We start from the raw sequence: 22,752 nt of genomic DNA, 5'->3' as shown, positions 1-22,752 counted from the left end.
TCGCGTATTGCCAACGAAAGGGAACACTCGACCTAGCCTGTCATTTTTGGAGTTATCAAGACAAAGAAGTGCCAAAGACAGGGTAATTTGTTTCTTGGGGAATCCATCTGGACGAGCCCGAGCGCGAGATTGTTCACCGCTCTTGGGTGCAGACGCGACGCAAAGCTGATCGCCTATCGAATCCCTATTGGTACTTCCCCTTTATTTCCAACAGTTTCATTTCACATGACCTCACTTGTTCCTCTAGCAAACTCTCGCTTCTCGCGGCGCGAAACTTCTGCTCATTAAGAAGGTCGCTCTCTCGACGTAGGGATTCCAACAATTCTTTTTTCTCGACGGGGATTGCAACGATGCACCTGTTTCGCTTTTCCATCTTGAGGTGTAATTCACTCTCAAGCGCTCGCCTTTTCTTGAACTCAAACAGGCCTAGCTTCTCTAACTCCAGTCGGATAAGCTTAATTGCTTGACAAGTCGTCTCATATTCCTTCTGAGAAGGAACTATCGCCACGGCCCCCTCTTCAAGATCGAGCTGCTTCCCCGCATTGCAAGCTAGCTTTCTCTGTACATTCGTTAACTCTTTATGTACGTTATTCAATTCCTCTTGCTTGTCTGACACTTGCTTAAGCAGAGTTTCAATTTCCTGAATATCCCTGCCGATTTCGTCCGTCGCTTTTAGAGCTGCAATAGCTGGATTGTTTATAATCTGCCGAACTATTGTGTATTGCCCTGCAAGCAGCGTTTTTGTCGCAGCCAACAATAGAGATGCCTGTTCCGCCTTCTTATCAGACTGCCGATAGCCGGATAACTTTTTATACCGCAATTCCGCATTTCTGTATTTTCCAGAAGCCATCAGGAGATTCGCCTCTTCGTAAGACGCCGCCAGCGCTTTCTCATAAGCTTCTTGGCATTCCCTCTCTCGTTGACGAGAATCCCGATACCATGCTCCATCCTCCCCCTTTAGAGCAGAAAAAGCAGCTGCAGCAGCTTGATAATCTCCTTGGGACTGGAGAGTCAAAGCCTCAGAATAAGCTTTTTCTTGTATCGCCAAACACTGTGCAGCCCTCATCAGCTGTGGCGCATCTTCATAGTCGCCAAGGTCACAGAATAGGCGGGCGGCTTTTTCAAATTGGTCTTTCTCGAAGTAGCTTTTTCCTCTATCGTATACGCGTTTGAGCTGCTGTTCCTCTTCTCGTTCTCTCCATGTCTCATCTTCAACCTTTTCGAACTTAACTCGAGCTAGTTGCTCCTTAGAATCTGAATAGTCAATAATCTGGGAATATAGCTCAATGGCCTTGTCGTACTCTCCTTGCTTTCTTAGTTCGGACGCCATCTTATATTGCTGTTCGCTGAATGCCTCGCGCGCAGCGAGAGCCTTACTTGGTGCATCACGCCATTCGCCTAGGCTGAGAAAAATGTTTTCCGCGTCTAAGTATCTTGATTCCTGAAGATCTCTTTCCGCCTCTGAATAAAGTGAGTCGTTTTGCTTAATGTCACGCAAATTGACAGTTTTCTCGAGCATCCTAAGTGAGTCCGAGTAATCGCCCAACTCTTCGAACAATTCTGCGGCTTTATCGAACTCCTCTTCGGACAGAAGGCCTATCGCCCGTTGATAGACTTTCGCTTTAGCGGCTTCGTCTCGAGCTGCTAAAGCTTTATCCGACATAGACTTCGAGTTTTTATATGTCCCAAGAGCATCAAATGCTTTCGCAGCTTCGTCATATCTCTCTTCACTCAATAGCCTCAGTGCATATTCATAATCCCGTGCGTTTCTGGCGTCCCGTACAATTTGCGTTTTCTCCTCTTCTGAGGATTGTAAAAAAGCTGCGCCTAAATATGATCCATCATGCTCGAAGTACTCCGACGCATACAGGAGCCCCGTGTATGCATCAGTATTAGAAAAAGTGGCATGAAAAGCACTTACGAAAAAGATGATTAGCTCTTGATCGTCCCCGAGAAGAGGCAGCATATAGAGCCCCTTAAGTACCTTGTTCCCGCTCATCACCAACTGCTGCTGGATTGTATCGTTGAGATTTGCCATGAACGCCGAGTATCGTTCATCGTCAGCCACAAGGGCGTCAATATGCTCGACCGATGCGCTAATGAAATCATCTCTGATTTGATCAAATAGCTCATCGTCATTCAAATACTTGATTTTTATACCAAGACCGCCAGCTGTTGTTCTCCCGTTACCAATAGACTTCTGAATCTCTTTAAGCTCTTCCGCGCGCTTCACCATGCTGTAAAGCCCGCTAACTCGACCAACTGATGAGCAAAGCTCATCTAGTTGTTTGTATTTTTCTAGCTCCTCTTCTTTCTTCTGAAGCTTTATTTGGTATTGCATTCTTTTGTCTTCAACGGCATCGCGAATCATTGAAAGGAGTATCACGAGCCTCCGCTGCTGTAGAACCGTCGGAATGAATCCGGAATCGATTGCGGCAATCACGCGTTTTACAACGTCAGCCTTGTTCTCTTTGTTTTCTAAGGAATAGTAGAGATCAGAGAAGCTGATTTCGCGAAGTTGCTCTAGGGATGCGATTGTAGAAATGTCTTTCATTGCCTTCCCCTTAACTGGGAATTGGATTCGATGTAGATATTATATTGATTGGTTGAGCCTAACCACTCTTCCTGCTCTCTCAATATCTACATTCGGTTTTTCTTTGTTCCAATATGGGGATGCGGACGAATTCTTGGACAGGCCTAGGCGGCCGGCCCGAGCCGCTCCCTGCGGCCCAGGATCGTATCGTACACCGCCCGCCCGCCCTCGCGGAACGCCTTTGTGTTTAGTCAAGCCTGACTTTCGGTTTTGAGCACAGATTTCTTCCGGGTTTCGGCACGCAACTTTTTCGGGTTTCGTCACGGGCGCGCCGCCGTCTCTACCTTCCCGACTTTCCCAGCATGAGGGACTCCTCGAGCCTGTGGCTGGGTCCGCCGAACTCCACGAGCCTGCCGTGGTGCACCACGCGGTCGACGATGGCCGCCGCGAGCTTGTCGTCGGCGAAGACCGTGCCCCACCTGCTGAACTCGACGTTGGTGGTGAATATCACGCTCCTCCTCTCGTAGCTGTCCGATATTACCTGGTCCAGGAGCCTCGCCCCGTCCACGTCGAAGGGCACGTAGCCGAACTCGTCCAGGACCAGGAGCCTCGCCTTGGCCACGTCGGCGAGCAGCCGGTCGAGCGTCCCCTCCCGCTTGGCCTTGCCGAGCCGCAGCACCAGCTGCGCGGTCTGCCAGAACCTCACGGGGTAGCCCGCCGAGGTCGCGGCGATCCCGAGGGCGGTGGCCATGTGGGTCTTGCCGCGCCCCGTCTGGCCGTAGAAGACCAGGTCCTCCGCGTCGCGCACGAACGCCAGCGAGAGCATCTCGTCGCGGCCCCAGCCGTCGGGGAACGCGACGTTGGACCAGTCGAAACCCTCGGCCGACTTGGGAACGGGGAACCTCGCCTGCCTGAGCAGGCGCGCCCGCTTCGCCCTGTCGCGGTGGGCGATCTCGGACTCGAGCATCGCCGTGCACGCGGCCACCTGGCCCGGCGTCGCGGAGGCGAGGAAGGCGCCGATCGTGTCACCGGACATGAAGAGGGCCCTCGCGGCGCCGCGGAAGGCGGCCTGGGCGGCCTCACGCTCCGAGCTCGTCCGCGGCACGCCGCCCACCTCCCCCGAGCAGCCTCAGCGCCCTGTCGTAGACGCCCAGGTCGACCTCCTCGTCGTACTCGACGCGCTCGTCCCCCGAGGCGGCCCTGGCGGCCGAGAGGGCGACCGAGGCGCGGTCGACGCCTCCGGTCGCCGCGAGCGAGCGCGACATGCCCTCCACGGCGGCGCCCCACCCCCCCCCCGCGCTCTCGTCGCGCAGCACCCTGAGGTCGGCGGCGAGGTCGGCGGGCGCCTCGGAGTCGAGGAAGGCGACGAGCCCGGCGGGCAGCGACGCCCTCGCGCTCGAGTCCCTCCACCCGGCGGGCCTCATGCACAGGAGCCTCAGCTGCAGCGTCGGGCCCGAGCTGTCGGTCGGGGCCCCGCCCCGCTCGCGCTCGTAGACGGCAACGACCTCCCCGGTCTCGCAGTCGCAGACCGCGACGTCGAAGGCGCCAAGCGCGACGGCGACCTCGCGGCGCGCGTAGGCGGGGCCGGCCGAGTAGCGGTGCACCCCGCCGACCGTGATCGTGCCCTGCTTGTTGCACCTCCTGGCCTCCCACCTCACGCACGAGAACGCCGCCGGCGGCAGCGGCGAGAGCGCCTCCCTGTCCCCTCCGAACAGCTCGGACTCGGGCGTGCCGAGCCTTCAGTGGCGCTTGCCCTCACTCAGGTCGAGGCAGTCCTCGAGCAGCCTGCGGTCGAGCGCGCGGACGTCGTGGAACGACGGGACGGGGACGAAGAGGTTCCTCCTGTGGCAGCCGACCTTGTTCTCGACGTTGCCCTTCTCGTTGCCCGGGTAGGGGTTGGTGAAGGTGTGGTCGAGCCCGTGGTGAGCCGCGAAGCGGCGGAAGAGCTCGGACGTCCTCGCCTCCCCGCCGACGCGCCTGCCGACCTCGGCGGCGTTGTCGAAGACCGCCCTCCTGGGCACGCCGCCGACGAACTCGAAGACGTTGCGGAGCCCCTGGCAGACGCACTCGGCCGTCTCGCCCCAGAAGACCTGGGTGAGCCCGACGTCGGGGTGCGGGAAGGTGACCGTCAGGTACTCGCCCCTGGTGACAACGCCGCGGACCCTGAAGTCCGCCTCGCCGAAGTCGACCTGGACCTCGCCGGGCAGCCATCTCAGCGTCAGGAACCCCTCGGCGTCCCTGCGGTCGCGCTCGCGGGCCATCTCCTCGCGGCGGCGCTTGACGTAGCGCCGCACGGTGGAGTAGCTGCCCGTGTAGCCCTCCTCGTCGCGGAGCCTCACGTAGACCCTCGTCGCCGTGTGGCGCTGCTTGCGCCAGTTCCTGCAGTCGTCGTCGAGCCAGGAGTCGATCGTCTCCTCGTATGGCGCGAGGACCTCGCTCTCGGGCTCGCGCCGCCTCGGGGGCTCGGGCGACAGGTCCTCCATCCTGGCGTACTTCCTGACCGTCGGCTCCGACGCGCCGACCGCCCTCGCAATCGAGGCGATTGGCTCGCCGCCCCTGGCGCTCTTGCGTATATCCTCTATCTTGTCCACGCCGATCATTCCCCTCTGGCCCTCCTCACGTCGTAAACGGAAGCAACGACATTGTTGGGCCGATTGCGGATGGTCGGCGTGCCCATGCTCAAAGCCGAAAGATTTTCGTGCTCAGGCCCGAAACTTTCCGACGCTCAAGCCCGCAACTTCGAGGCTATCAAACACACCGCTCACCGCAGCAGAGGCGTGGACTGTGCTCGAAGCTGCTCGTCATCGACGAGCTGGGGTACCTCGGCATGGGTGAGAGAGGGACCGATCCGCTCTTCCAGCTCATCTCGACGCGCCACGGGCGGCGCTCGACGGCCATCACCGCCGACGTCGACATCGGCGGGTGGGGAAAGGTGTTCGGCGACGGCGGTGCCGCGAGCGCGATCGCGGGCCGCGTGTGCCACCGCTGCCGCGTCATCAAGACCGCGAGCAGGTCCTACCGGCTCAAGGACCTGCCGCGCGAGAGGAGGGACGCCGAGTAGCCGAAAACGGCGAAAGCGCGTTAGCGGAACCGGCGAGAATGCGTTAGCGCGATCGGCGCCGATAGATTTCCGCGATTGGCGAAAAATACATTGACGGTAACAGCACCGCACGGACGAGCAGTCGACGCCGAGCTGGAGGGGCGCGTGGCGCCCGGCACCGCCGTCGCCGGCTTATAGGACAAAATGTGTGTCCGAATCAGGGGCATCGACGCAGGTCGATGCCCCTTTTTCACGCGCTTAAATCTGCGGGGGGAATTTAACCACTCGGACAGATAGTGTGTCCGGATTCGCACCCGTCCCGCAGGCAGATGACTGAAAATCAGGCCGTTAAAACCCCGATTACCGAGGAGCTGGGGATGAAGGCGGTCAGGTGCCCCTCCTGCGGGGCGGAGATGAAGAGGAACGGGAAGACGAGCGCGGGCGCGCAGAGGTGGAGGTGCGGGGCGTGCGGCGCCTCGACCACGGTCTCCTACGACGACACGGCGGCGAGGCTCGACGAGTTCCTGGCATGGCTGCTCTCGAAGGCGACGCAGGCGGACATGCCCGGGCAGGGGCGCACGTTCAGGAGGCTCGCCGCGGGCTTCTGGCCGATCTGGCCCATGCCGGAGCCCACGGGCGAGGTCCACAGGGTGCTCTTCGTCGACGGGATCTGGCTCGCCCGGAGCCTCGTCGTGCTGATAGCCTACGACGGGGAGCACGTGGTCCCGTAGTACATGGCCGAGTCGGAGACATCGAGGGCCTGGGAGGCGCTCATGGCGCCGATCCCGGCCCCGGAGGTGGTGGTGTGCGACGGCGGGACGGGCTTCGAGAGGGCGAGGCGCCGCGCCTGGCCGGGGACTCGCGTACAGAGGTGCCTCTTCCACGCGTTCTCGCAGGTGAGGCGCTACACCACCTCGCACCCGAGGCTCCAGGCGGGCAGGGAGCCCTGCGCCCTCTCCATCGAGCTCATGCACCTCGAGACGCTCCGCCAGGCGGACCGGTGGGTCGAGCGCTACCTGCAGTGGTGCTCGTTCTGGGCCGACTTCCTTGAGGACGTGAGCGTGGTCGACGGGAGGCGCCAGTTCACGCACGAGAGGCTCAGGAAGGCGCGCTCGTCGCTCTCGAGGCTCGTGAGCGCCGGCACGCTGTTCACCTGCCTGGACCCCGCCCTCACGGCGGAGGGGCCGCTGCCGCGCACCGACAACGCGATCGAGGGAGGGGTCAACGCCCAGCTCAGGGAAGTCCTGCGCAGCCATCGCGGGCTGTCGCTCATGCGCAGGGTCAAGGCGGTCTTCTGGTGGTGCTACATGCACACCGAGAGCCCGGGGCCGGCGAGGGAGGTCCTCCGCTCCATGCCCACCGACGACGACATCGACTTCCTCTACAGGACCTACTCGGCGTCGCCCAAGCGCGAGGACGGCGGGCCGGAGTGGGGCGACCGGGTCGTCTGGGAGGAGCTGCACCACAGGGACCCGTACCCCTTCTGGCTGGACTAGGACATGTGTTCTATCGGGACACACATTTTGTCCTATAAGCCTCCATGAGAATCAAAGAGATAATAAGGGCACGGGAAAGGCTTCCATACACGCTTCCCGCTATCTTGCTATGCGCCAACCGTCCTAGGACATCGATGAGGTATTGGAAATCAATCAGTTACAGGAGTTAGACTATCAATCATTATTTCTTTCTTGCTGTCAGATCTAACAAACTCCACCTCAGCCGATTCTCCTTTCAATCGTAAGACAATCCCTTTACCATACCTGCGATGAAAAACGGTGTCTCCCACACGAAACTGAGTTACTTTTCCCACGACCCTCTTTTTATGTTCTACCTGCATCCCCTCTCCACTCTTTTCCTTTATTGATGCCGCACCAAGCTCCTTCATCCGCTGGGCACTATCCTCTTTTTTTTGCGCTTCAATCTGGGTACGTGTTACGCCCCAACGGTTTTTTCCATCGGAATCATAGCCATCCCTGTCAAATCCCTGCTGATCGAAGCCGACGGCATCGTATCCTTCTCCATCGATTCGAGTACCGTTTCGGTGAAGACCTTGTTTATTAAACCCGCGCCTATCAAAGCCCTCACGATTAAAGCCCTGACGGTTATATCCATCTGAATTGTAACCGTCAACATCATACCCCTCGTCATCATAGAGGGTTCCGTTTGACCATATTCCATTAGAGTTAAACCCATGCCTCAATAAACCTATTCGGTTTACACCGTCTGCGTTATATCCATCTCGATCATATCCATCTATATCAAAGCCGGCATCATCGTATCCATCGGCATCGACCCGTTTTAGAAAACTCAAGCTAAACGCGCCTGCAAAATGCTTTGCACGATAGTTATCGGGATATTGGGGGAAAGCCGTAAAAAAGCTTGACGTTGAGAGCGTGTTGGAAGAAGATTTTTTGTCGGTTCCTTGATCGGCTTTTTTACCCCGTGTTCAAACACAAAGCCCAATAGCGCATGGAGCAATCCATCGTCGTTCTCATATGAAGACGTTATTACAACTTCGTGTTCGATCATTTTTTTAAAGCTAGTTCGCCAACTACCATTATCATCAAAACGCTCTCTCTCATACGAGAATCTCCAAACCTGATATCGACCCTCTATGTCCCTACCGGTCATATCCAGTCCGGCACGGTCTCTACCTTCCGAGTTCCAACCATCCCTGTCATAGCCATCCGAGTCATAACCATTCTGGTTAAATCCATCGATGTCATAGCCCATTTCATCAAACCGCGTTCCGTTCTTATGGATACCGCTTCGGGCAAAGCCGCGGGAATTGTATCCGAGGCAATTAAAACCATCTATATCAATCCCCTTACGGTTGAAACCCTGCCTGTTATAACCGCGGCGATTAAATCCATCGCAATCATAACCAAAGCGGTCATAGCCAGAGCGGTCATAGCCAGAGCGGTCAAATCCTCTTCGGTCGTACCCATCCCTATCGTAGCCGCGGCGATTATAGCCAGAGCGGTCATAGCCATCTGAATCTAGACCCTCAGAATCAAATCCATCCTTATCGTATCCCTCTCGGTTGAAACCAGATTTGTTGAAGCCCTCCTTGTCGTAGCCCATCTTGTCAATTCCGAATCTGTCGTAGCCATCCCTGTCGTAGCCCGCCTCGTTGAACCCAAATCTGTCATAGCCGTCTCGGTCATATCCGGCTCTGTCGTAACCGTCTCGGTCGAAACCTTGGTCATCTCTTCCTGTTATATAATTAATCAGTCCCATCGCTTGCCCCCGCTCATTGCGCGTTGTTGCAGTTGTAGATAAATCTGATGTCGTCAATATTCTCACTAATTGTAAAAGGCACTACATCCCGAACATAAATCATCCCAGCCAGCTTCGGATATACGTCGAACTGTCTAAGCGCTTCTTCTATTACAAGGTCAATATCTCCGATTGGAAGTACATCCTCAGCGAACAGCCACAGTTCTTTCTGCTTCATCCTGTCCTTTTCAATCAAATAATGGTCAATGGCATCAAAATATCCGTTCGCTTTCTCCAACTTTGTTTTTATCATTTGTCTTAAGTTGTCAATATGCTCTTTTTCGGAGCACCTGACGTCCCTACCTCTCAATAATTCGATGAGCTCATTACCAGAAAAAGACTTAACTTGAGCATTATGATTTGATAAGAGCGCCTGGAGAGGCGATCCCTTCCTCGACCATTTCGTGCAATCAAAGCAAAAATGATCGATAACTAGGACGAAGTTATCCCGCGCAATTAATATATCGGGAGCACTGTCATTATGCACACTTTTGATGCTTTGCTCGGTACCCATATAGCCTGGATGCGCTCCGAAAAACCTGTCTTCAAGCACGCACTTATCGTCAACACCAATTGTATGTCGCGAGGTAAATATCCCCCGTCTAGTTGCTTTTTCGACCGTAGCGAGCACTTGTAAAAGCCGTTGATATTCCCTCTCGTTCTCGCGAGACGGCTCCTGCATAGAGGGATCGAACTCTTTATCCAGATCGGAACGGCTAACCAATCTCATAGCAGTGCTGCCCCCATACATGAGAACAATATCAAGATTGTCTGATGATATCTCTCTCAGAAGCTGGAGAAGTATTCTCCAACCCTTGCCAACGAAACGAAGCCTCTAAAAAGTCTGTTGTGTGCCAATGGGTTGTTTACATCCGGGATGCGCGACATGGGCGGGATGCCCCCGCACGCGCTGTGAGGACGCTCCCTATTGTAGCGGTCGATGAAGGAGGGCAGGGCCTCGGCCCTGCCCTCCTCGCTGTCCCAAGCCCGCCCGTACTGCCACTCCTGCGCCAGCGTCCTGTTCATCCGCTCGACCTTCCCGTTCTGCCAGGGGCTGTAGGGCCTCGTGTACACGTGGCGGATCCCCCCGGAGGCCAGCATCCCGTTGAACTCGCGGCTGCGGTAGCAGCTCCCGTTGTCGGTCATCACGCGCTCGACCTCGACCCCGAGCCCGGAGAAGAAGGCCAGGCAGCGCGACATGAAGGCGCAGGTGGTCCCCTTGCGCTCGTCGGGGAGGAGCTCGGCGTAGGCGACGCGGGAGAAGTCGTCCACGGCCACGTGCAGGCAGGCGTAGCCTGCGCCGGAGTCCGGGTGCGCGAGGACGGACTCGCCGCGCGCCCTCCACCCGCCGCCCGCGGGCACGCGCGCGACCTTCTTGACGTCGACGTGCAGGAGCTCCCCGGGGCGCTCCCGCTCGTAGCGCACGGGCGTGACCGGGCCGCGGCGGCGGGCCTCCCCGGTCACGCGGTCGACGTCGGCGAGGCGGGGCATGCCCTGCGCGCGTCACGATCCTGGCGCAGGTGCGCGCGGGGACGCCCGTGACGGCGGCGAGCGCGAGCGGGGCGAGCAGCATCGCGCGCCTGGCCTCGAGGACGCGCCCCTCGGCCTCGGCCGGCGTCCGCCTCGCGAGCCTGCGCGGCCTGCTCGGGCGGTCCGACATCGGCTCCCCGCGCCTCGCCCGCGCGAGCCACTTCGAGGCGGTCTGCCCGCTCACGCCCATCTGGCGGGCGGCCTCCGCCACGCCGGCCCCGGACTCTATGCGGGAGACGAGCGTCTCCCGCCCCCTGGGCGCGAGCCTTGCGTTAGGATGTTGGGACATGGGATGGCCCCCTTCGCTGCAAGCCTGAACAACTCGCAGCATGCGGGAGCCATCCCTATTTGTCATCTTCCGGGCGTAAACAACGTCTTGGCACTGAACAGCAGGAATGCTCCTCGTCGTGCATCGGCGTGCCCAAGAAGTTCTCGTCGTAGGGGATGGTGCCGTCGAACACGGTCTGCGCGTCCGTGGCGAGCACGATGTAGTTGTCCTCGCCGGCCCAGACCGTCTCGTCCACGGGAAGCACGTGCACGTGCGCGAAGACCTCGGCGAGCGTGGCGACCTCGTCGCGCAGGAAGGTGAGGTCCTGCCCGTCGTCGCGCGAGACCACGTTCATGGCGTAGACGCCGCCGGGCACGAGGCAGTCCTTGACCGCGCGGGCGCACTCGACCGTGGCGAGCGCACGGACCGGCTCGTCTCCGGTGAAGGTGTCGTTCACGATGGCGTCGAAACGGCGCGTGCGGCGGGGCCGGGCGCTCCGGCCCCGGTGCAGCGCGCGCTTGGCGATGCCGGTGGGTGCGCTTTCGGCCGGGGCGCTCTCGACGCACGGCTCCTCGGCACGCGCCTCCCCTGCCGCGTCGCCCTCCGGGAGCAGGCGCTCCGCCTGCGCGATCAGCTCGGCACGCTCCTCCAGGTACGCGCGGCCGTCGCCCTCGATGATATGCAGGCGCCGCTTCGCGAGCTTCTTCAGGCGCTCCACGTAGAACCACGCCTCGGCGCACTCGATGACCTTGGGGTCGAGCTCGACCACGCCCATGACCAGGTCGGGCCGGGCGAGCAGCGCGTGCTTGGGCCAGGCGAACCCGCCGCCGCCGAGCGCGAGCACGCGGCGCACGCCGTGGCCGTACATCGAGGTGAGCACGCGGTCGGCCTCGAAGACCGCGTCGAACGCGCGGTGATAGGCGAAGACCGGCTCCGCCCAGTGGAAGCCCAGGTTGGTGGCCGACTGGTAGACGCCGCCCAGGCGGAGCACGCGCACGAGGCGGGTCCCCACGAGCACCGTGTAGATGAACGCGCGGCCCTGGCCGGTCTTCACGGTATGCGGCCAGAACCGCATGCAGACGTAGCCCAGAAAGAAGCAGCCGCCGAAGAACGCCGAGACCTGCCACGGGTACTTCCAGAGCTCAACCAGGACCACCACGATGCACACGACCGCGAGCGCGGCGATGGTGTAGATGAACTCGAGGGGGTTGCCCTCGCCCGAGCCGCCCGGGGAGGGCGTGATGCCGCCGTTCGCCATGCCGCCTCCTTAGAGCTCGCGCTGCTGGTAAAGCCCGTGGTCGTGAAAACCCAGGCGCCGATAGTACTCCCGCGTGCCCACCGCGCTGATCACGTTGATGCGCGCGTAGCCCGCCGCACGCGCGAGCTCGCAGGCGCGCTCGACGAGCCGGCGGCCGAGCCCCTGGTGCTGCGCGGCGTGGCCCTCCTCGCCGACCGGCACGGCGCTGCCGTACACGTGGACCTCGCGGATCATGGCCTCGCCCGGCGCGATCGGGCAGGCGGGGACGGGGACGCTCGTCCCGCCCGGCGCGGTGGGAACGGAGCCGTTCGACCCACTGGCGGCCATCCCGTCGGCGAGGGCGCGCACGGCGTCCTCGTACGGCAGCGAAAGGCGCAGGAAGCCGGCGATGCGGCCCGCGGGCGTCACCCACTGCAGGAAGCGCTCGCTCGTGGCGGCCGTCTCGTACGGCATGACCTTGAGCTCAAGCTCGGCGGGGTCCACGGCGTCAAGGGCGATCTCGCGGTAGCGAATCTCGTGCACCGGCATGCCCGTCGCCGCGACGCGCCGCTCCACGAGCTGGCGCAGGTTGGGCTTCTTGTTGCCGGCCACGATGTCCAGCGACGAGAAATCGCGGATCATGCGCGACGCGCGGCAGAACTCCGGCGTGGCGAGCACGTCGGCGGCGAGCACGTCCACGAGCTCGTCCTCCGTGTAGGGCATCCACTCCCCCGCCTCGTAGCGCTCGCGCAGCCGCGAGCTGCCGATGAGCGCGCACGGGTAGAGCTTGACCTCGTCGGGCAGGTAGGCGCGGTCCGTGACGAAGGAGCGGTAGTCGCGCTTGTCGGACTCGGGCGTGGCGCCGAGAAGGTTCACCATGAAGTGCGCGTGGATCTTGAAGCCGAAGAGCCTGAGCAGGTCGAACGAGCGGGCGATGCGCTCCGTGGCGATGCCGCGGCCGTTCGCGTCGAGGGTCTCCTGGTCCACGCTCTGGACGCCCATCTGGATTTTGGTGGCGCCCATGCGGCGGATGAGCGTGAGGGCGGCGGGCGTGATGGCGTCCGGGCGGGTCTCCACCACGAGGCCCACGACGCGGTGGCGGGCGCCCTCGTTGCGGCGCTGCTCGCGCTCGAGGTCGTCCATGGTGGCGCGCTGCCAGGCCGCGGCGTCGCGCCACGCCGGCGCCGTGCGGAAGAGCCGGCCGATCACCTGGTTGTAGGTCTGCTCGCCGGCATCGACCAGCGGCTGGAGCGCGTCCACCTGGGCGGCGCCCTCCTCCGTGTGCCAGCGCTCGATGCCGCTGGCGCGGTAGTGGTCCCGCCGCTCGCGCACGCCCGCGGGGATCGGGTCCGCAGGCGCGGCCGCGGAGGCGGCCCTATCTTCCAGCGCGGCCCCCTCCGCAGGCTCGGGACCCTCCTCCAGCGCGGACCCCTCCGCCGGGAAGCCGCGCAGCATGGGGTTCGCCGCCACGCCGGCCACCGCGTCGTCGTTGAGCGCCCGGAAGAGCTCGGTCACGAACCAGGTCTGGTACTCGACCGGATAGTCGCTCCACGTGCCGCCGAGCACGATGAGCTCGATCTTGTCGGTCGCGTGCCCCATCTGCGCAAGCGCCGTGAGCCGCGCCGATACCTGCAGGTAGGGGTCGAAGAAGTTCTGCTCGGCACGCGCGCAGGCGGGCTCGTCCGCCAGGTAGCTCTTGGGCATGCGGATGTCGTTGGGGCAGAAGACGCACGAGCCTGAGCACGGCCACGGCTTGGTGATGACCGTGATGGTCGCCACGCCCGAGGCCGAGCGTCGCGGCTTGATGCGCAGCGCCGCCACGAGCCGCTCCTCGAGCTCCGGCGTGATACCCCAGCTCGCCCAGCGCTCGGGTTCCTCGCGCTTGACGCGCTGGTAGAACGGCAGCAGCCTGCGCTTGGCGAACGCGCGCTTGTCCCCACCGGCCCGCTTGGCCTGCGCGTGGATCAGCTTCACGAGCTCGCGCTCGCCCATGGTCTCGCCGCGGCGCAGCGCCGCGGCTATCTGCAAGATGATGTCTTCCATGGCAGCTATTCTACCGCGAGGCGCGGCGGCACCCGCCCAGCTAGCAAATGTAGGCGGCCCGGATGCCTCGAGCGCGCTTGCGGCGCGAACGGACCGGCCACGAAGCCCTCCCGAATCACTTCAGACAAGAATACTGTGCCTTGTTGTTGCCAGGCCGCCGAGACCCGGAAGATCGGCTAATAAAACCCCAGATAACCGCGTATCAGACACGCGTCTCGACGGCAGATTCCAAATTACCCACAGTATTCTTGATCGAATGTCGCCAAAATCATTTCAAAACGCGATGGGGCTTATTCCATTTATATATATAAATCACCACTACCTGCGATAACGCCGCAACGGGAACTCGGCTACCGTGCCCGCACCGCCTTGCGGCGCATCACGGCGTTGAGCTTCTCGCCCGAAGCGACCATGACGAGGAGCAGAGCACCGAGGTACAGCGGGTACAGCTCGACGGAAAGCGCCTCGGCCAGCGCGCCGAAGAGCGGCGACATGGCGAGCGATCCCACGTAGGCGAAGGCCATCTGCATGCCGGTGAGCGCGAGCGCCACGTCGTCGCCGAAGCGCGCGGGCGTCGCATGGATGATCGAGGGGTAGATGGGCGCGCAGCCCACGCCCGTGAGCACGAGGCCCGCCAGGAGCGCCCCGCCGCCGAGCGGCAGCATGATGAGCGCGATACCCAAGGCGACGAGCACCTGGCCCAGGCGGATCATGTTGTGGTCGGACACCTTGAGCGACAGGAAACCGCTCGCCGCGCGACCGACCGTGATGCCGATGTAGAACAAAGACGCCCAGCTCGCCGCGGTGCCGGCGGGGACGTCGCGACCGAGCGTGCAGTAGGTCGCCGCCCAGTTGCCGCAGGTGGACTCGAGCGCGCAGTAGCAAAAGAAGCACACGAGCACCGCCACGACGCCGTCGCGCCGCAAGAGCTCGCGTCGCGAGAGGTGGGCGACTGCCGCCGCAGAGGACGAAGGTCCCTCGGGAGAGACCCCCTCGCCCGCAGCGCCGCGCTCCCCGCGCGGGAGCTTGCGGTCGCGCCAGAGCGGTAGCGAGAGCGTGAGCACCACCGCGATCGCGACCTGGATGGCGCCGAGCACGAAGAAGCCGAGCGACCAGCTGCCCGCGCCCAGGCACTGGGCCATGATCATGGGGCCGCCGCTCGCGCCGACGCCCCACATGCAGTGCAGCCAGCTCATGTGCTGCGACTCGTAGTGGACGGCGACGAAGGAGTTGAGCGCCGCGTCGACCGCTCCGGCACCGAGGCCGTAGGGGATCGCCCAGAGGCAGAGCTGCCAGAACGCGTCGGATGCCGAGAAGCCCACCAGGCCCGCCGCCGTGAGGGCGACGCTCGCCACGGTCACCGCGCCCGTGCCGAAGCGCTCCACCACGCGCACCGACATGAGGCTCGACGCGATCGTCCCCACCGAGATGAGCATGGTCACGATGCCGACCCACGAGATCCCCGCGCCGAGCTCCGGCGCCATGGTCGGCCACGCGGAGCCGAGCGCCGAGTCGGGCAGCCCCAGGCTGATGAACGCAAGGTAGATGATGGGCAGCAATCCCGCTGGCATGGCGCCCCTCCCCGAGCCCCGTGGCCGACGAACCGCGACCACGATACCCGCATCGCGCCGCGAGTTCAAGATGCGCGGGGCTCCGGGCGCGCCACGCGGTCGATGCTGTTTCTGCGCACGGCGCGCTCGCGCGGGGCGGACGCGCTACGATACGTGGGGCAAAGCGGCCAGGCGACGCCGGCGGCCCCGGCACATGCGGCGAGCCACCGTCGGCCGCCCGCGCCGAGCATCACCCGAACCCAACCGGTACCCTGAAGGAGGCCCGTGGACACCGCGACCGCACGCGCGCTCATCGAGCTCGACACCGCGTTCTACCGCGCGCACGCCGAGAGCTTCTCGGCCACCCGCCAGGCCCCCTGGCAGGGCTGGCGGCAGGTAGCCGGCCTGGTGCGGGACCGCGCGCGGACGGCAGGCGCCCTCTCCGTGCTCGACCTCGCCTGCGGCAACCTGCGCTTCGAGCGCTTCCTTTCGGCCGAGCTCGCCGGCTGCACCCTCGCCTTCCACGCCGTCGACAACTGCCCGGAGCTCGTCGATGCGCCCGCAGCGGAGAGCGCCGTCCGCCTGCATACCGCGGACATCCTGTGTGAGCTCCTCACAGGCAAGGACCCGCTCGCGGGGATCCCCCGCTGCGACGCGGCCGTCTGCTTCGGCTTCATGCACCACGTGCCCGGCTTCGAGTTACGCCGCGCCGTGCTCGGCGCGCTCCTAGCCCATACGGAGCCGGGAGGCGTCGTGGCGATATCGTTCTGGCAGTTCATGCACGACGAACGGCTCGCCCGCAAGGCGCGCGCGATCACGGAGGCCCATGCCGCCTCGCTGCACGGCGGGCCCGGTTCCCCCATCCCCGGCGGCGCGGCCCTCGAAGCCGGCGATTACCTCCTCCCCTGGCAGGACAGCGAGCGCGCCCTGCGCTACTGCCACCATTTCGATGACGCGGAGATCGACCGGCTCGTCGCGACCCTCCCCGCGGGCGCGGCGCGCGAGATCGCGCGCTTCTCCGCCGACGGGCGATCCGGCGACCTCAACCGCTACCTCATCCTCGAGCGCTGCGCGCGCGGCTAGAAAGGCGACCATGGGCCTCACGCACATCCGCACCCCCAAGAACTTCGTGCTCGAGGAGCGCCTCGAGCGCTACGGCGCCGTCATCGAGCAGGAGCCCGAGCGCTACCGCGGGCACTGGGCGCACGCCTGCTGGCCGCTGGGCTATGCGGCGGGAGCGCCCGCTCCGGCAGGCGATGCCGGGCGGACGGGCGCGTTCCGCTCCGTCCACCTGGACCTCGGCTGCGGCAAGGGCTCCTACCTCATCGCCTGCGCCCGGCGCGAGCCGGACGCGCTCTTCATCGGCATGGACACCGAGCCCATCTGCGTCGCCTACAGCGCGCAGTACATCACCGAGGCGGGCCTTGCCAACGCGGTGGTCCTGCCCCGCGGCGCCGCGGCGGCGGGGCGCGTCTTCGCCGCGGGCGAGCTTGCCGCCATCACGCTCAACTTCCCCACGCCCTACCCCAAGAGCCGCCACGCCGAGCGCCGGCTCACGCACATCGACCACCTGCTGCGCTACCGCGCCCTGCTGGCGCCCGGCGGCACCGTCACGCTGCGCACGGACAGCGCTCCGCTCTTCGAGTACTCGGTCCCGCAGTTCGAGGCAGCCGGCTACCGGCTGCTCTGGACCTCGCGCGACGTGCGCGCCGAGCACCCCGGCTTCCCCGAGACGGAGTACGAGCGCCGCACCGTCGAGCGCGGGGCGGCGATCTTTGGCATCTGCGCGACACCTGGCGCCGCGCCGCACGAGGATCGCATCCGGGCGGCACGCGCCGCCGAGCAGAGCCTCGTCGCCTATCTGCCGGACGACCTCGACAACCTGGGCTACGTGCCGCTCGGCATGGAGGGCGCCGTCACCAACCTGCGCAACCGCGAGCGCAAGGGGCGCCGCCGCATCCCCTAACCGGTACGCGGCGAGTAGCGCCTCCGCTCCTGAGCCCCGCTGCACTACCGCGCACCGCGCCCGCACTCCGCCGCGTCTCCGCGCCTGAGCCCCGCCGCGCCGCCGCGCACCGCGCTACCGCACGCCCCCGTCACGTGCCCCACCGCGCACCCCGCGCCGCTGCAGGAAGCGCGCCATGAGCACGCGCCTGCGGCCGCGCTCGCGCTCCTCGTCCGTGAGGCGCTGGAGCGCGGCGCTCACCAGCGCGGCGAGCACCTGCTGGAAGAGCGTCCCCATCATCACGGGGATGATCGCCGCCCCCGGGAAGAACTCCGCCGCGATGACCGCGCCGGACGAGATGTTGCGCAGCCCCACGCAGAAGACCATCGAGTAGAGGTCGGCCGGCGGCACGTGCATGAGGCAGGCGACGGTGAGCCCCAGCATGAAGCCGAAGAGCGCGAACACCAGGATGAAGAGCGCCACCTGCGCCACGACCGGGTCGAACGCGAGCACGTAGGCGGACATCCCCGTCGAGTTGCACAGGATCACGAACACCGCGAGCAGCCGGCACGCGGGCGAGATCGCCGGCGAGAGCGCCTCGTGTCCCCAGCCGTCCGTGAGCTCGTTCACCGCGACGCCGGCGAGCGCGGGCACGGCGACCATCACGGCGAGGTCCTTCACCATCGAGACCACGTCGACCTCGACCGCGGTGCCCATGAGGAGCTGGATCGTGACGGGCAGCGTCACGGGCGCGAGCACCGTGGAGAGAAGGATCGCGGCGAGCCCCAGCGAGGCGTTGCCGCGGTACATGTCAATCCACATGAAACTCACCACCGCTACGGGGATGCTGTACTCGATCACGATGCCCGCGACGATCTCGAAATCCGGGAAGACGAGCCCTCCCGCGAGGCGCGCCAGCGCGGGCATGACCACGATGGACGCCACGAGGATCGCGATGAGCTCGTGCGGATGGCGGAACGTGCGCACGATCTGGCGCAGCGAGGTGTTGAGCGAGCCCTGGAACGTGATGATGGCGAACAGGAACGGGACCACCGGCTTGAAGACGCCGAAGACCTCAGGCAGCAGCACGCCGAGCACCACGCAGCACGGCACGACGACGGGCATGTGCGAGCCCACGAACCCTCCCGCGCGCCTGATGATCCCCATATGCGATGCCCTCCCCGTCGGTTGCGTCCTTCTACCTATAGCACCCGAGCGCGCCGACGCCCGCCCGATCGCGAAAATGCGCCCACTCGCAACGTTTTCGACATGGTGCCGCCAAAACTGGGCGGCCATTTTCCCGGAGCGCGCCATCGATACGGGCCAGCGCGGCACGGCGGCTCGGCTTCGGCGATAATGGGAGCCGGAAAAGGAGGCCCCATGGCACACAGCGGCAGCACCCCACAGGACATCGACGCCGGCGGCACCCCCGCGCACGGCGCAGGCAGCTCCAGCTCGTTCGCGGCGGGCACGGGCACCACGGGCGAGCACGGCTCGCTCGGCGCGCTCTCGCCCAGCTGGTGGGAGCCGGAGGAGGGCGAGGAACCCGAGCCCTGGCTCAGCCCTGACGAGACCTTCGAGCGCTTCCTCGGCTGGTGCGACGAGCGCGGCATAGAGCTCTGGCCCCACCAGGAGGAGGCCCTCATGGACCTCGCCGCCGGCGACCACGTGATCCTGGGCACGCCCACCGGCTCGGGCAAGTCGCTCGTGGCGCTCGGGATGCTCTTCCTCGGCATGGCGCAGGGCCACCGCGCCTACTACACCGCCCCCATCAAGGCGCTCGTCTCCGAGAAGTTCTTCGACCTCGTCGAGGTGCTCGGCCGCGACAACGTCGGCATGATCACCGGCGACACGCACATCAACACCCAGGCGCCCGTCATCTGCTGCACGGCCGAGATCCTCGTCAACCAGGCGCTCCGCGAGGGCGAGGACACCGACGTGGGCGTCGTCGCCATGGACGAGTTCCACTACTTCGCCGACCCCGACCGCGGCTGGGCCTGGCAGGTCCCACTGCTCACGCTGCCCCACACGCAGTTCATGCTCATGAGCGCCACGCTCGGCGACGTCACGCAGATCGCCGGCGCCCTCGAGGAGCGCACCGGCCGCACGGTCGACGCCGTGACGGACGCCCCGCGCCCGGTGCCGCTCGCCTACGAGTACGTCGACACCGCGCTCGAGGGCACGGTCGAGCTCGCGCTCCGGCGCGGCGAGGCCCCGCTCTACATCGTCCACTTCTCGCAGGACGCGGCCCTCTCCACCGCGCAGTCGCTCGCCAACTTCGGCATCGCCACCAAAGAGCAGCGCGAGCGGATCAGGGAGGCCGCGCGCGGCACGCGCTTCACCACGGCCTTCGGCAAGATCCTGAAGCGCCTCATCGGCTGCGGCGTGGGCGTGCACCACGCGGGCATGCTGCCGCGCTACCGCCTGCTCGTGGAGAAGCTCGCCCAGCAGGGGCTCCTGCCGGTCATCTGCGGCACCGACACGCTGGGCGTCGGCATCAACGTGCCCATCCACACCGTGGTGCTCACCGCGCTCACCAAGTTCGACGGCTACCGCATGCGGCGCCTTCGGGCACGCGAGTTCCACCAGATCGCCGGGCGCGCCGGGCGCGCGGGCTTCGACACCGAGGGCCTCGTCATCGCCGAGGCGCCCGAGCACGACATCGAGAACGCCAAGCTCGTTGCCAAGGCCGGCGACGACCCCAAGAAGCTGCGCAAGCTCAAGAAGAAGAAACCGCCCGAGGGCTTCGTCACCTGGAACAAGCAGACCTTCGAGCGGCTCTGCGAGGCCGCGCCCGAGACCCTGAAGCCGCGCCTGCGCGTCACGAACTCCATGGTGCTCTCGATGGTGGAGCGCGGCGGCGACGCCCGGGCGCGCGTGAGCGAGCTCATCGAGGCGAGCCTGCAGACGCCCGAGGAGAAGCTCAAGCTCGAAGCCCGCGCGACCGAGATCTTCGCCACGCTCATCGACACCGGCGTGGTCGTGCGTCGCGAGCTTCCGGCGGCAGATGCCGAGGAGGCCGATCGCGCATACACGGCGGCGGGCGCCGAGGGGACCGCGGCCGCGGCGCCGGATGCCGAGGGGCCCGCGCCCACCCCCGCCGCAGCCGACGGCGAGACCCGGGTCGAGTACTCCCTCACCGTCGACCTGCCCGAGGACTTCGCCCTCGACCAGCCGCTCTCGCCCTTCCTGCTCGCCGCGCTCGAGCTGCTCGACCCGGAGAGCGAGACCTACACCTTCGACCTCATCTCTATGGTGGAGGCCACGCTTGAGGACCCCAAGCAGGTCTTGCGCGCTCAGGAGCGTCAGGCCCGCGACGCCGCGATGGCCGCCATGAAGGCGGACGGCGTGGAGTACGAGGAGCGCCTGGAGCGCATCGCCGAGGTGACGTACCCCAAGCCGCTCGAGGACCTGCTCGACGCCGCGTTCGAGCAGTACTGCGTGAAGGTGCCCTGGGCGGCCGACTACGCACTCAGCCCCAAGAGCGTCCTGCGCGACATGCTCGAGGGCGCCTCGGACTTCAAGGGCTACATCCAGCGCTACGGCATCGCCCGCTCCGAGGGCATCCTGCTGCGCTACCTCGCCGAGGCGTTCCGCTCGCTCGACCGCACCATCCCCGCCAGCAAGCGCAACGAGCAGCTGGACGACATCATCTCGTGGCTCGGTTTCGTGGTGCGCAGCGTCGACTCGAGCCTCGTGGACGAGTGGGCCGCCGCGGGCGATCCGGCCGCCCTCGACGCCGCGCCGCCCTCCGCCGCGGAGGCCGTGGTCGCCGACCGGCGCGGCTGCACGCTGCTCGTGCGGAACGCCCTCTTCCTGCGCGTGCGCCTGGCCGCCCAGGGCAAGGTCGAGGAGCTCGGCGAGCTCGACGGCGCGTGGGGCATGGGCGAGCTCAAGTGGAGGCGCGCGCTCGAGGCGTTCCACGAAGCGCACGAGGAGCTCCTCACCGATGCCGATGCGCGCTCGACGGCGTTCTTCAGCATCGACGAGGCAGACGAGCAGACCGGCCGCGTCTGGCACGTGCACCAGGTCTTCCACGACGGCGACGGCGACCACGACTTCGGGATCATGGCCGATGTCGACCTGGACGCCACGCAGGAGGAGAGCGAGGCCGTGTTCAAGAACTACCGCGTCGGCTTCATCGAGGACCTGCTTGACTCTGAATAACCCCGGCTCTCCCTTCCTACCCCTTGCTCTCGTCAACGCAACGGAAGTGAACAGCACTTCGCTTCCACTAGATAGTCGTTAACGGAAGCGAACTGTATTTCACTTCCGTTATTTCGCTATTACGGAAGTGAATCTCACTTCGCTTCCGATACGCAGGTGCGAGACAGCCGCATGAGGAGTTTCGTCTTACGAGACTAGGCGTGTCACAAGCCGACAACCGTAAACCCGGTTGCCGATTCTCGGTGCGCCGCATGTCGAGCAAACCGCATGCGGCGGCATAACGCGCGGCCGCCTGGGTAGCATTGGTTCAATGAGTAAACGCCGCGGGCACCCTGCTCGCGCAGTGAAAGGAACAGTTATGCTACTCAAAGGTAAGACCGCCGTTGTGACCGGAGGCTCGCGCGGTATTGGCCTCGCGATCGTGAAGCGCTTCCTCGAAGAGGGCGCCAACGTGGCCCTTTGCGGCAGCCGTGAAGAGACCACCAAGAAGGCCGTCGACGCCATCCTCGCTGAGACGCCCGACGCGCCCGTCATGGGCATCTGGCCGAACCTCGCCAACGAGGCGGAGCTCGAAGAGGCATTCCGCGCCGTCGCCGAGGGCTTTGGCGGGCTGGACATCGTCGTCAACAACGCGGGCATCTCGCAGTCGACCCCGCTTGGCGATTACACGCCCGAGGAATTCGGCAAGATTATCGACATCAACATCAAGGGTGTGCTCAACGGCTGCCAGGCAGCATCGCGCGTGCTCGGCGAGGGCGGCGTGATCATCAACACGAGCTCCATGGTCTCCAAGATGGGCCAGCCCTCCGGCGTGGCGTACCCCATGAGCAAGTTCGCCGTGAACGGCATTACAATCTCACTCGCGCGCGAGCTGGGTCCGCGCGGCATCCGCGTGAACGCCGTTGCCCCGGGCGTCACCGCAACCGACATGGTCGCCGCCCTGCCCGAGGAGATGATCAAGCCCATCGCCGCCGGGATCCCCCTGCGCCGCGTAGGCCAGCCCGAGGACGTTGCCAACGCCTTCGTCTACCTGGCGAGCGACCTTGCCTCGTACGTCACCGGCGAAGTGCTCGCAGTCGACGGCGGTATGACGGTCTAGCGCCCGAACCCGCACTCGCGAAAGCTCTTTGCAGAAGATCCGCGTAGGCTCGCAAGGCTCA

Annotated in this window: 17 protein-coding genes and 2 pseudogenes; 6 read left to right on the top strand and 13 right to left on the bottom strand. The window is 64.3% G+C overall.

What is annotated here, in order from left to right; translation table 11 throughout:
- Positions 1-184: 184 nt before the first annotated feature.
- From FS885_RS06570 to istA, 4 genes are all read right to left on the bottom strand, one after another.
- Positions 185-2,554 carry a hypothetical protein gene (locus FS885_RS06570; protein ID WP_144744271.1) on the bottom strand — a complete coding sequence of 790 codons (2,370 nt, stop codon included), beginning with the start codon at positions 2,552-2,554 and terminating at the stop codon, positions 185-187.
- Positions 2,555-2,873: 319 nt separating this feature from the next.
- The gene (istB, locus tag FS885_RS06565; RefSeq protein WP_281281391.1) at positions 2,874-3,638 is read right to left on the bottom strand and encodes an IS21-like element helper ATPase IstB; all 765 of its coding nucleotides are present in this window, start codon (positions 3,636-3,638) and stop codon (positions 2,874-2,876) included.
- Positions 3,613-4,215, bottom strand: a complete 603-nt coding sequence (locus tag FS885_RS06560; protein WP_425458927.1) for a Mu transposase domain-containing protein — start codon at positions 4,213-4,215, stop codon at positions 3,613-3,615. The genes istB and FS885_RS06560 overlap by 26 nt, the downstream gene beginning before the upstream one ends.
- A 57-nt stretch (positions 4,216-4,272) precedes the next feature.
- Positions 4,273-5,124, bottom strand: coding sequence for an IS21 family transposase (istA, locus tag FS885_RS06555; protein ID WP_186365804.1), 852 nt, complete (start codon positions 5,122-5,124; stop codon positions 4,273-4,275).
- A 107-nt stretch (positions 5,125-5,231) separates the two neighbouring features.
- Here istA and FS885_RS10130 point away from each other — a divergent pair, with 107 nt between their 5' ends.
- Together FS885_RS10130 and FS885_RS06545 are read left to right on the top strand one after the other, a co-directional pair.
- A complete protein-coding gene (locus tag FS885_RS10130) occupies positions 5,232-5,594 on the top strand; it encodes an ATP-binding protein (RefSeq protein WP_281281390.1) in 363 nt (120 codons plus the stop codon).
- Positions 5,595-5,950: 356 nt separating this feature from the next.
- A pseudogene (locus FS885_RS06545) lies at positions 5,951-7,069 on the top strand (IS1249 family transposase).
- A 149-nt stretch (positions 7,070-7,218) separates the two neighbouring features.
- Here the strand turns inward: FS885_RS06545 and FS885_RS06540 are convergent.
- The 8 genes and pseudogenes from FS885_RS06540 to FS885_RS06510 all read right to left on the bottom strand — a co-directional run bounded on the left by FS885_RS06540 (position 7,219) and on the right by FS885_RS06510 (position 15,501).
- Entirely contained in the window at positions 7,219-7,884 is a 666-nt protein-coding gene (locus FS885_RS06540; protein ID WP_144744267.1) for a hypothetical protein, read from the bottom strand.
- Entirely contained in the window at positions 7,881-8,813 is a 933-nt protein-coding gene (locus FS885_RS06535; RefSeq protein WP_144744266.1) for a hypothetical protein, read from the bottom strand. The genes FS885_RS06540 and FS885_RS06535 overlap by 4 nt, the downstream gene beginning before the upstream one ends.
- Before the next feature lie 13 nt (positions 8,814-8,826).
- Complete coding sequence (locus FS885_RS06530) at positions 8,827-9,582, bottom strand: hypothetical protein (protein ID WP_144744265.1); 756 nt, start codon at positions 9,580-9,582, stop codon at positions 8,827-8,829.
- Positions 9,583-9,638: 56 nt separating this feature from the next.
- On the bottom strand, positions 9,639-10,343 hold the full coding sequence (locus FS885_RS06525; RefSeq protein ID WP_425458926.1) for an integrase core domain-containing protein: 705 nt from the start codon (positions 10,341-10,343) through the stop codon (positions 9,639-9,641).
- A gap of 184 nt (positions 10,344-10,527) precedes the next feature.
- Positions 10,528-10,671: pseudogene (locus FS885_RS10195) on the bottom strand (leucine zipper domain-containing protein); the annotation flags it as partial.
- A 55-nt stretch (positions 10,672-10,726) separates the two neighbouring features.
- A complete protein-coding gene (locus FS885_RS06520) occupies positions 10,727-11,908 on the bottom strand; it encodes a spermidine synthase (protein WP_144744264.1) in 1,182 nt (393 codons plus the stop codon).
- A gap of 9 nt (positions 11,909-11,917) precedes the next feature.
- The gene (locus FS885_RS06515) at positions 11,918-13,930 is read right to left on the bottom strand and encodes an elongator complex protein 3 (protein ID WP_144744263.1); all 2,013 of its coding nucleotides are present in this window, start codon (positions 13,928-13,930) and stop codon (positions 11,918-11,920) included.
- Between the two features lie 350 nt (positions 13,931-14,280).
- Positions 14,281-15,501 carry an MFS transporter gene (locus FS885_RS06510; protein ID WP_186365803.1) on the bottom strand — a complete coding sequence of 407 codons (1,221 nt, stop codon included), beginning with the start codon at positions 15,499-15,501 and terminating at the stop codon, positions 14,281-14,283.
- A 264-nt stretch (positions 15,502-15,765) separates the two neighbouring features.
- On the opposite strand from FS885_RS06510, the gene FS885_RS06505 reads away from it, so the two are divergent.
- Both FS885_RS06505 and trmB read left to right on the top strand, forming a co-directional pair.
- Complete coding sequence (locus FS885_RS06505; RefSeq protein WP_144744262.1) at positions 15,766-16,563, top strand: class I SAM-dependent methyltransferase; 798 nt, start codon at positions 15,766-15,768, stop codon at positions 16,561-16,563.
- A gap of 10 nt (positions 16,564-16,573) precedes the next feature.
- Positions 16,574-17,446, top strand: coding sequence for a tRNA (guanosine(46)-N7)-methyltransferase TrmB (trmB, locus tag FS885_RS06500; protein ID WP_144744261.1), 873 nt, complete (start codon positions 16,574-16,576; stop codon positions 17,444-17,446).
- Positions 17,447-17,560: 114 nt separating this feature from the next.
- Here trmB and FS885_RS06495 read toward each other — a convergent pair whose 3' ends face one another.
- The gene (locus FS885_RS06495; RefSeq protein ID WP_144744260.1) at positions 17,561-18,592 is read right to left on the bottom strand and encodes a bile acid:sodium symporter family protein; all 1,032 of its coding nucleotides are present in this window, start codon (positions 18,590-18,592) and stop codon (positions 17,561-17,563) included.
- Between the two features lie 213 nt (positions 18,593-18,805).
- Here FS885_RS06495 and FS885_RS06490 point away from each other — a divergent pair, with 213 nt between their 5' ends.
- Positions 18,806-21,592 (top strand): DEAD/DEAH box helicase, encoded by a 2,787-nt coding sequence (locus tag FS885_RS06490; RefSeq protein WP_144744259.1) that lies wholly within the window; start codon positions 18,806-18,808, stop codon positions 21,590-21,592.
- A 358-nt stretch (positions 21,593-21,950) separates the two neighbouring features.
- On the top strand, positions 21,951-22,691 hold the full coding sequence (locus FS885_RS06485) for an SDR family NAD(P)-dependent oxidoreductase (protein WP_144744258.1): 741 nt from the start codon (positions 21,951-21,953) through the stop codon (positions 22,689-22,691).
- Positions 22,692-22,752: the final 61 nt, after the last annotated feature.

The sequence above is a fragment of the Enorma burkinafasonensis genome (genome assembly GCF_902150035.1).
GTDB classification, from domain to species: domain Bacteria; phylum Actinomycetota; class Coriobacteriia; order Coriobacteriales; family Coriobacteriaceae; genus Enorma; species Enorma burkinafasonensis.
This window is presented reverse-complemented; position numbering and strand designations above follow the sequence as displayed.

What these genes read in the sequence shown, in the direction of transcription:
- FS885_RS06510 (WP_186365803.1), bottom strand. Translation starts at nt 15,501, where the DNA reads ATGCCAGCGGGATTGCTGCCCATCATCTACCTTGCGTTCATCAGCCTG.
- FS885_RS06525 (WP_425458926.1), bottom strand. Translation starts at nt 10,343, where the DNA reads ATGCCCCGCCTCGCCGACGTCGACCGCGTGACCGGGGAGGCCCGCCGC.
- FS885_RS06520 (WP_144744264.1), bottom strand. Translation starts at nt 11,908, where the DNA reads ATGGCGAACGGCGGCATCACGCCCTCCCCGGGCGGCTCGGGCGAGGGC.
- FS885_RS06530 (WP_144744265.1), bottom strand. Translation starts at nt 9,582, where the DNA reads ATGAGATTGGTTAGCCGTTCCGATCTGGATAAAGAGTTCGATCCCTCT.
- FS885_RS06485 (WP_144744258.1), top strand. Translation starts at nt 21,951, where the DNA reads ATGCTACTCAAAGGTAAGACCGCCGTTGTGACCGGAGGCTCGCGCGGT.
- FS885_RS06515 (WP_144744263.1), bottom strand. Translation starts at nt 13,930, where the DNA reads ATGGAAGACATCATCTTGCAGATAGCCGCGGCGCTGCGCCGCGGCGAG.
- FS885_RS06535 (WP_144744266.1), bottom strand. Translation starts at nt 8,813, where the DNA reads ATGGGACTGATTAATTATATAACAGGAAGAGATGACCAAGGTTTCGAC.
- trmB (WP_144744261.1), top strand. Translation starts at nt 16,574, where the DNA reads ATGGGCCTCACGCACATCCGCACCCCCAAGAACTTCGTGCTCGAGGAG.
- FS885_RS06490 (WP_144744259.1), top strand. Translation starts at nt 18,806, where the DNA reads ATGGCACACAGCGGCAGCACCCCACAGGACATCGACGCCGGCGGCACC.
- FS885_RS06495 (WP_144744260.1), bottom strand. Translation starts at nt 18,592, where the DNA reads ATGGGGATCATCAGGCGCGCGGGAGGGTTCGTGGGCTCGCACATGCCC.
- FS885_RS06570 (WP_144744271.1), bottom strand. Translation starts at nt 2,554, where the DNA reads ATGAAAGACATTTCTACAATCGCATCCCTAGAGCAACTTCGCGAAATC.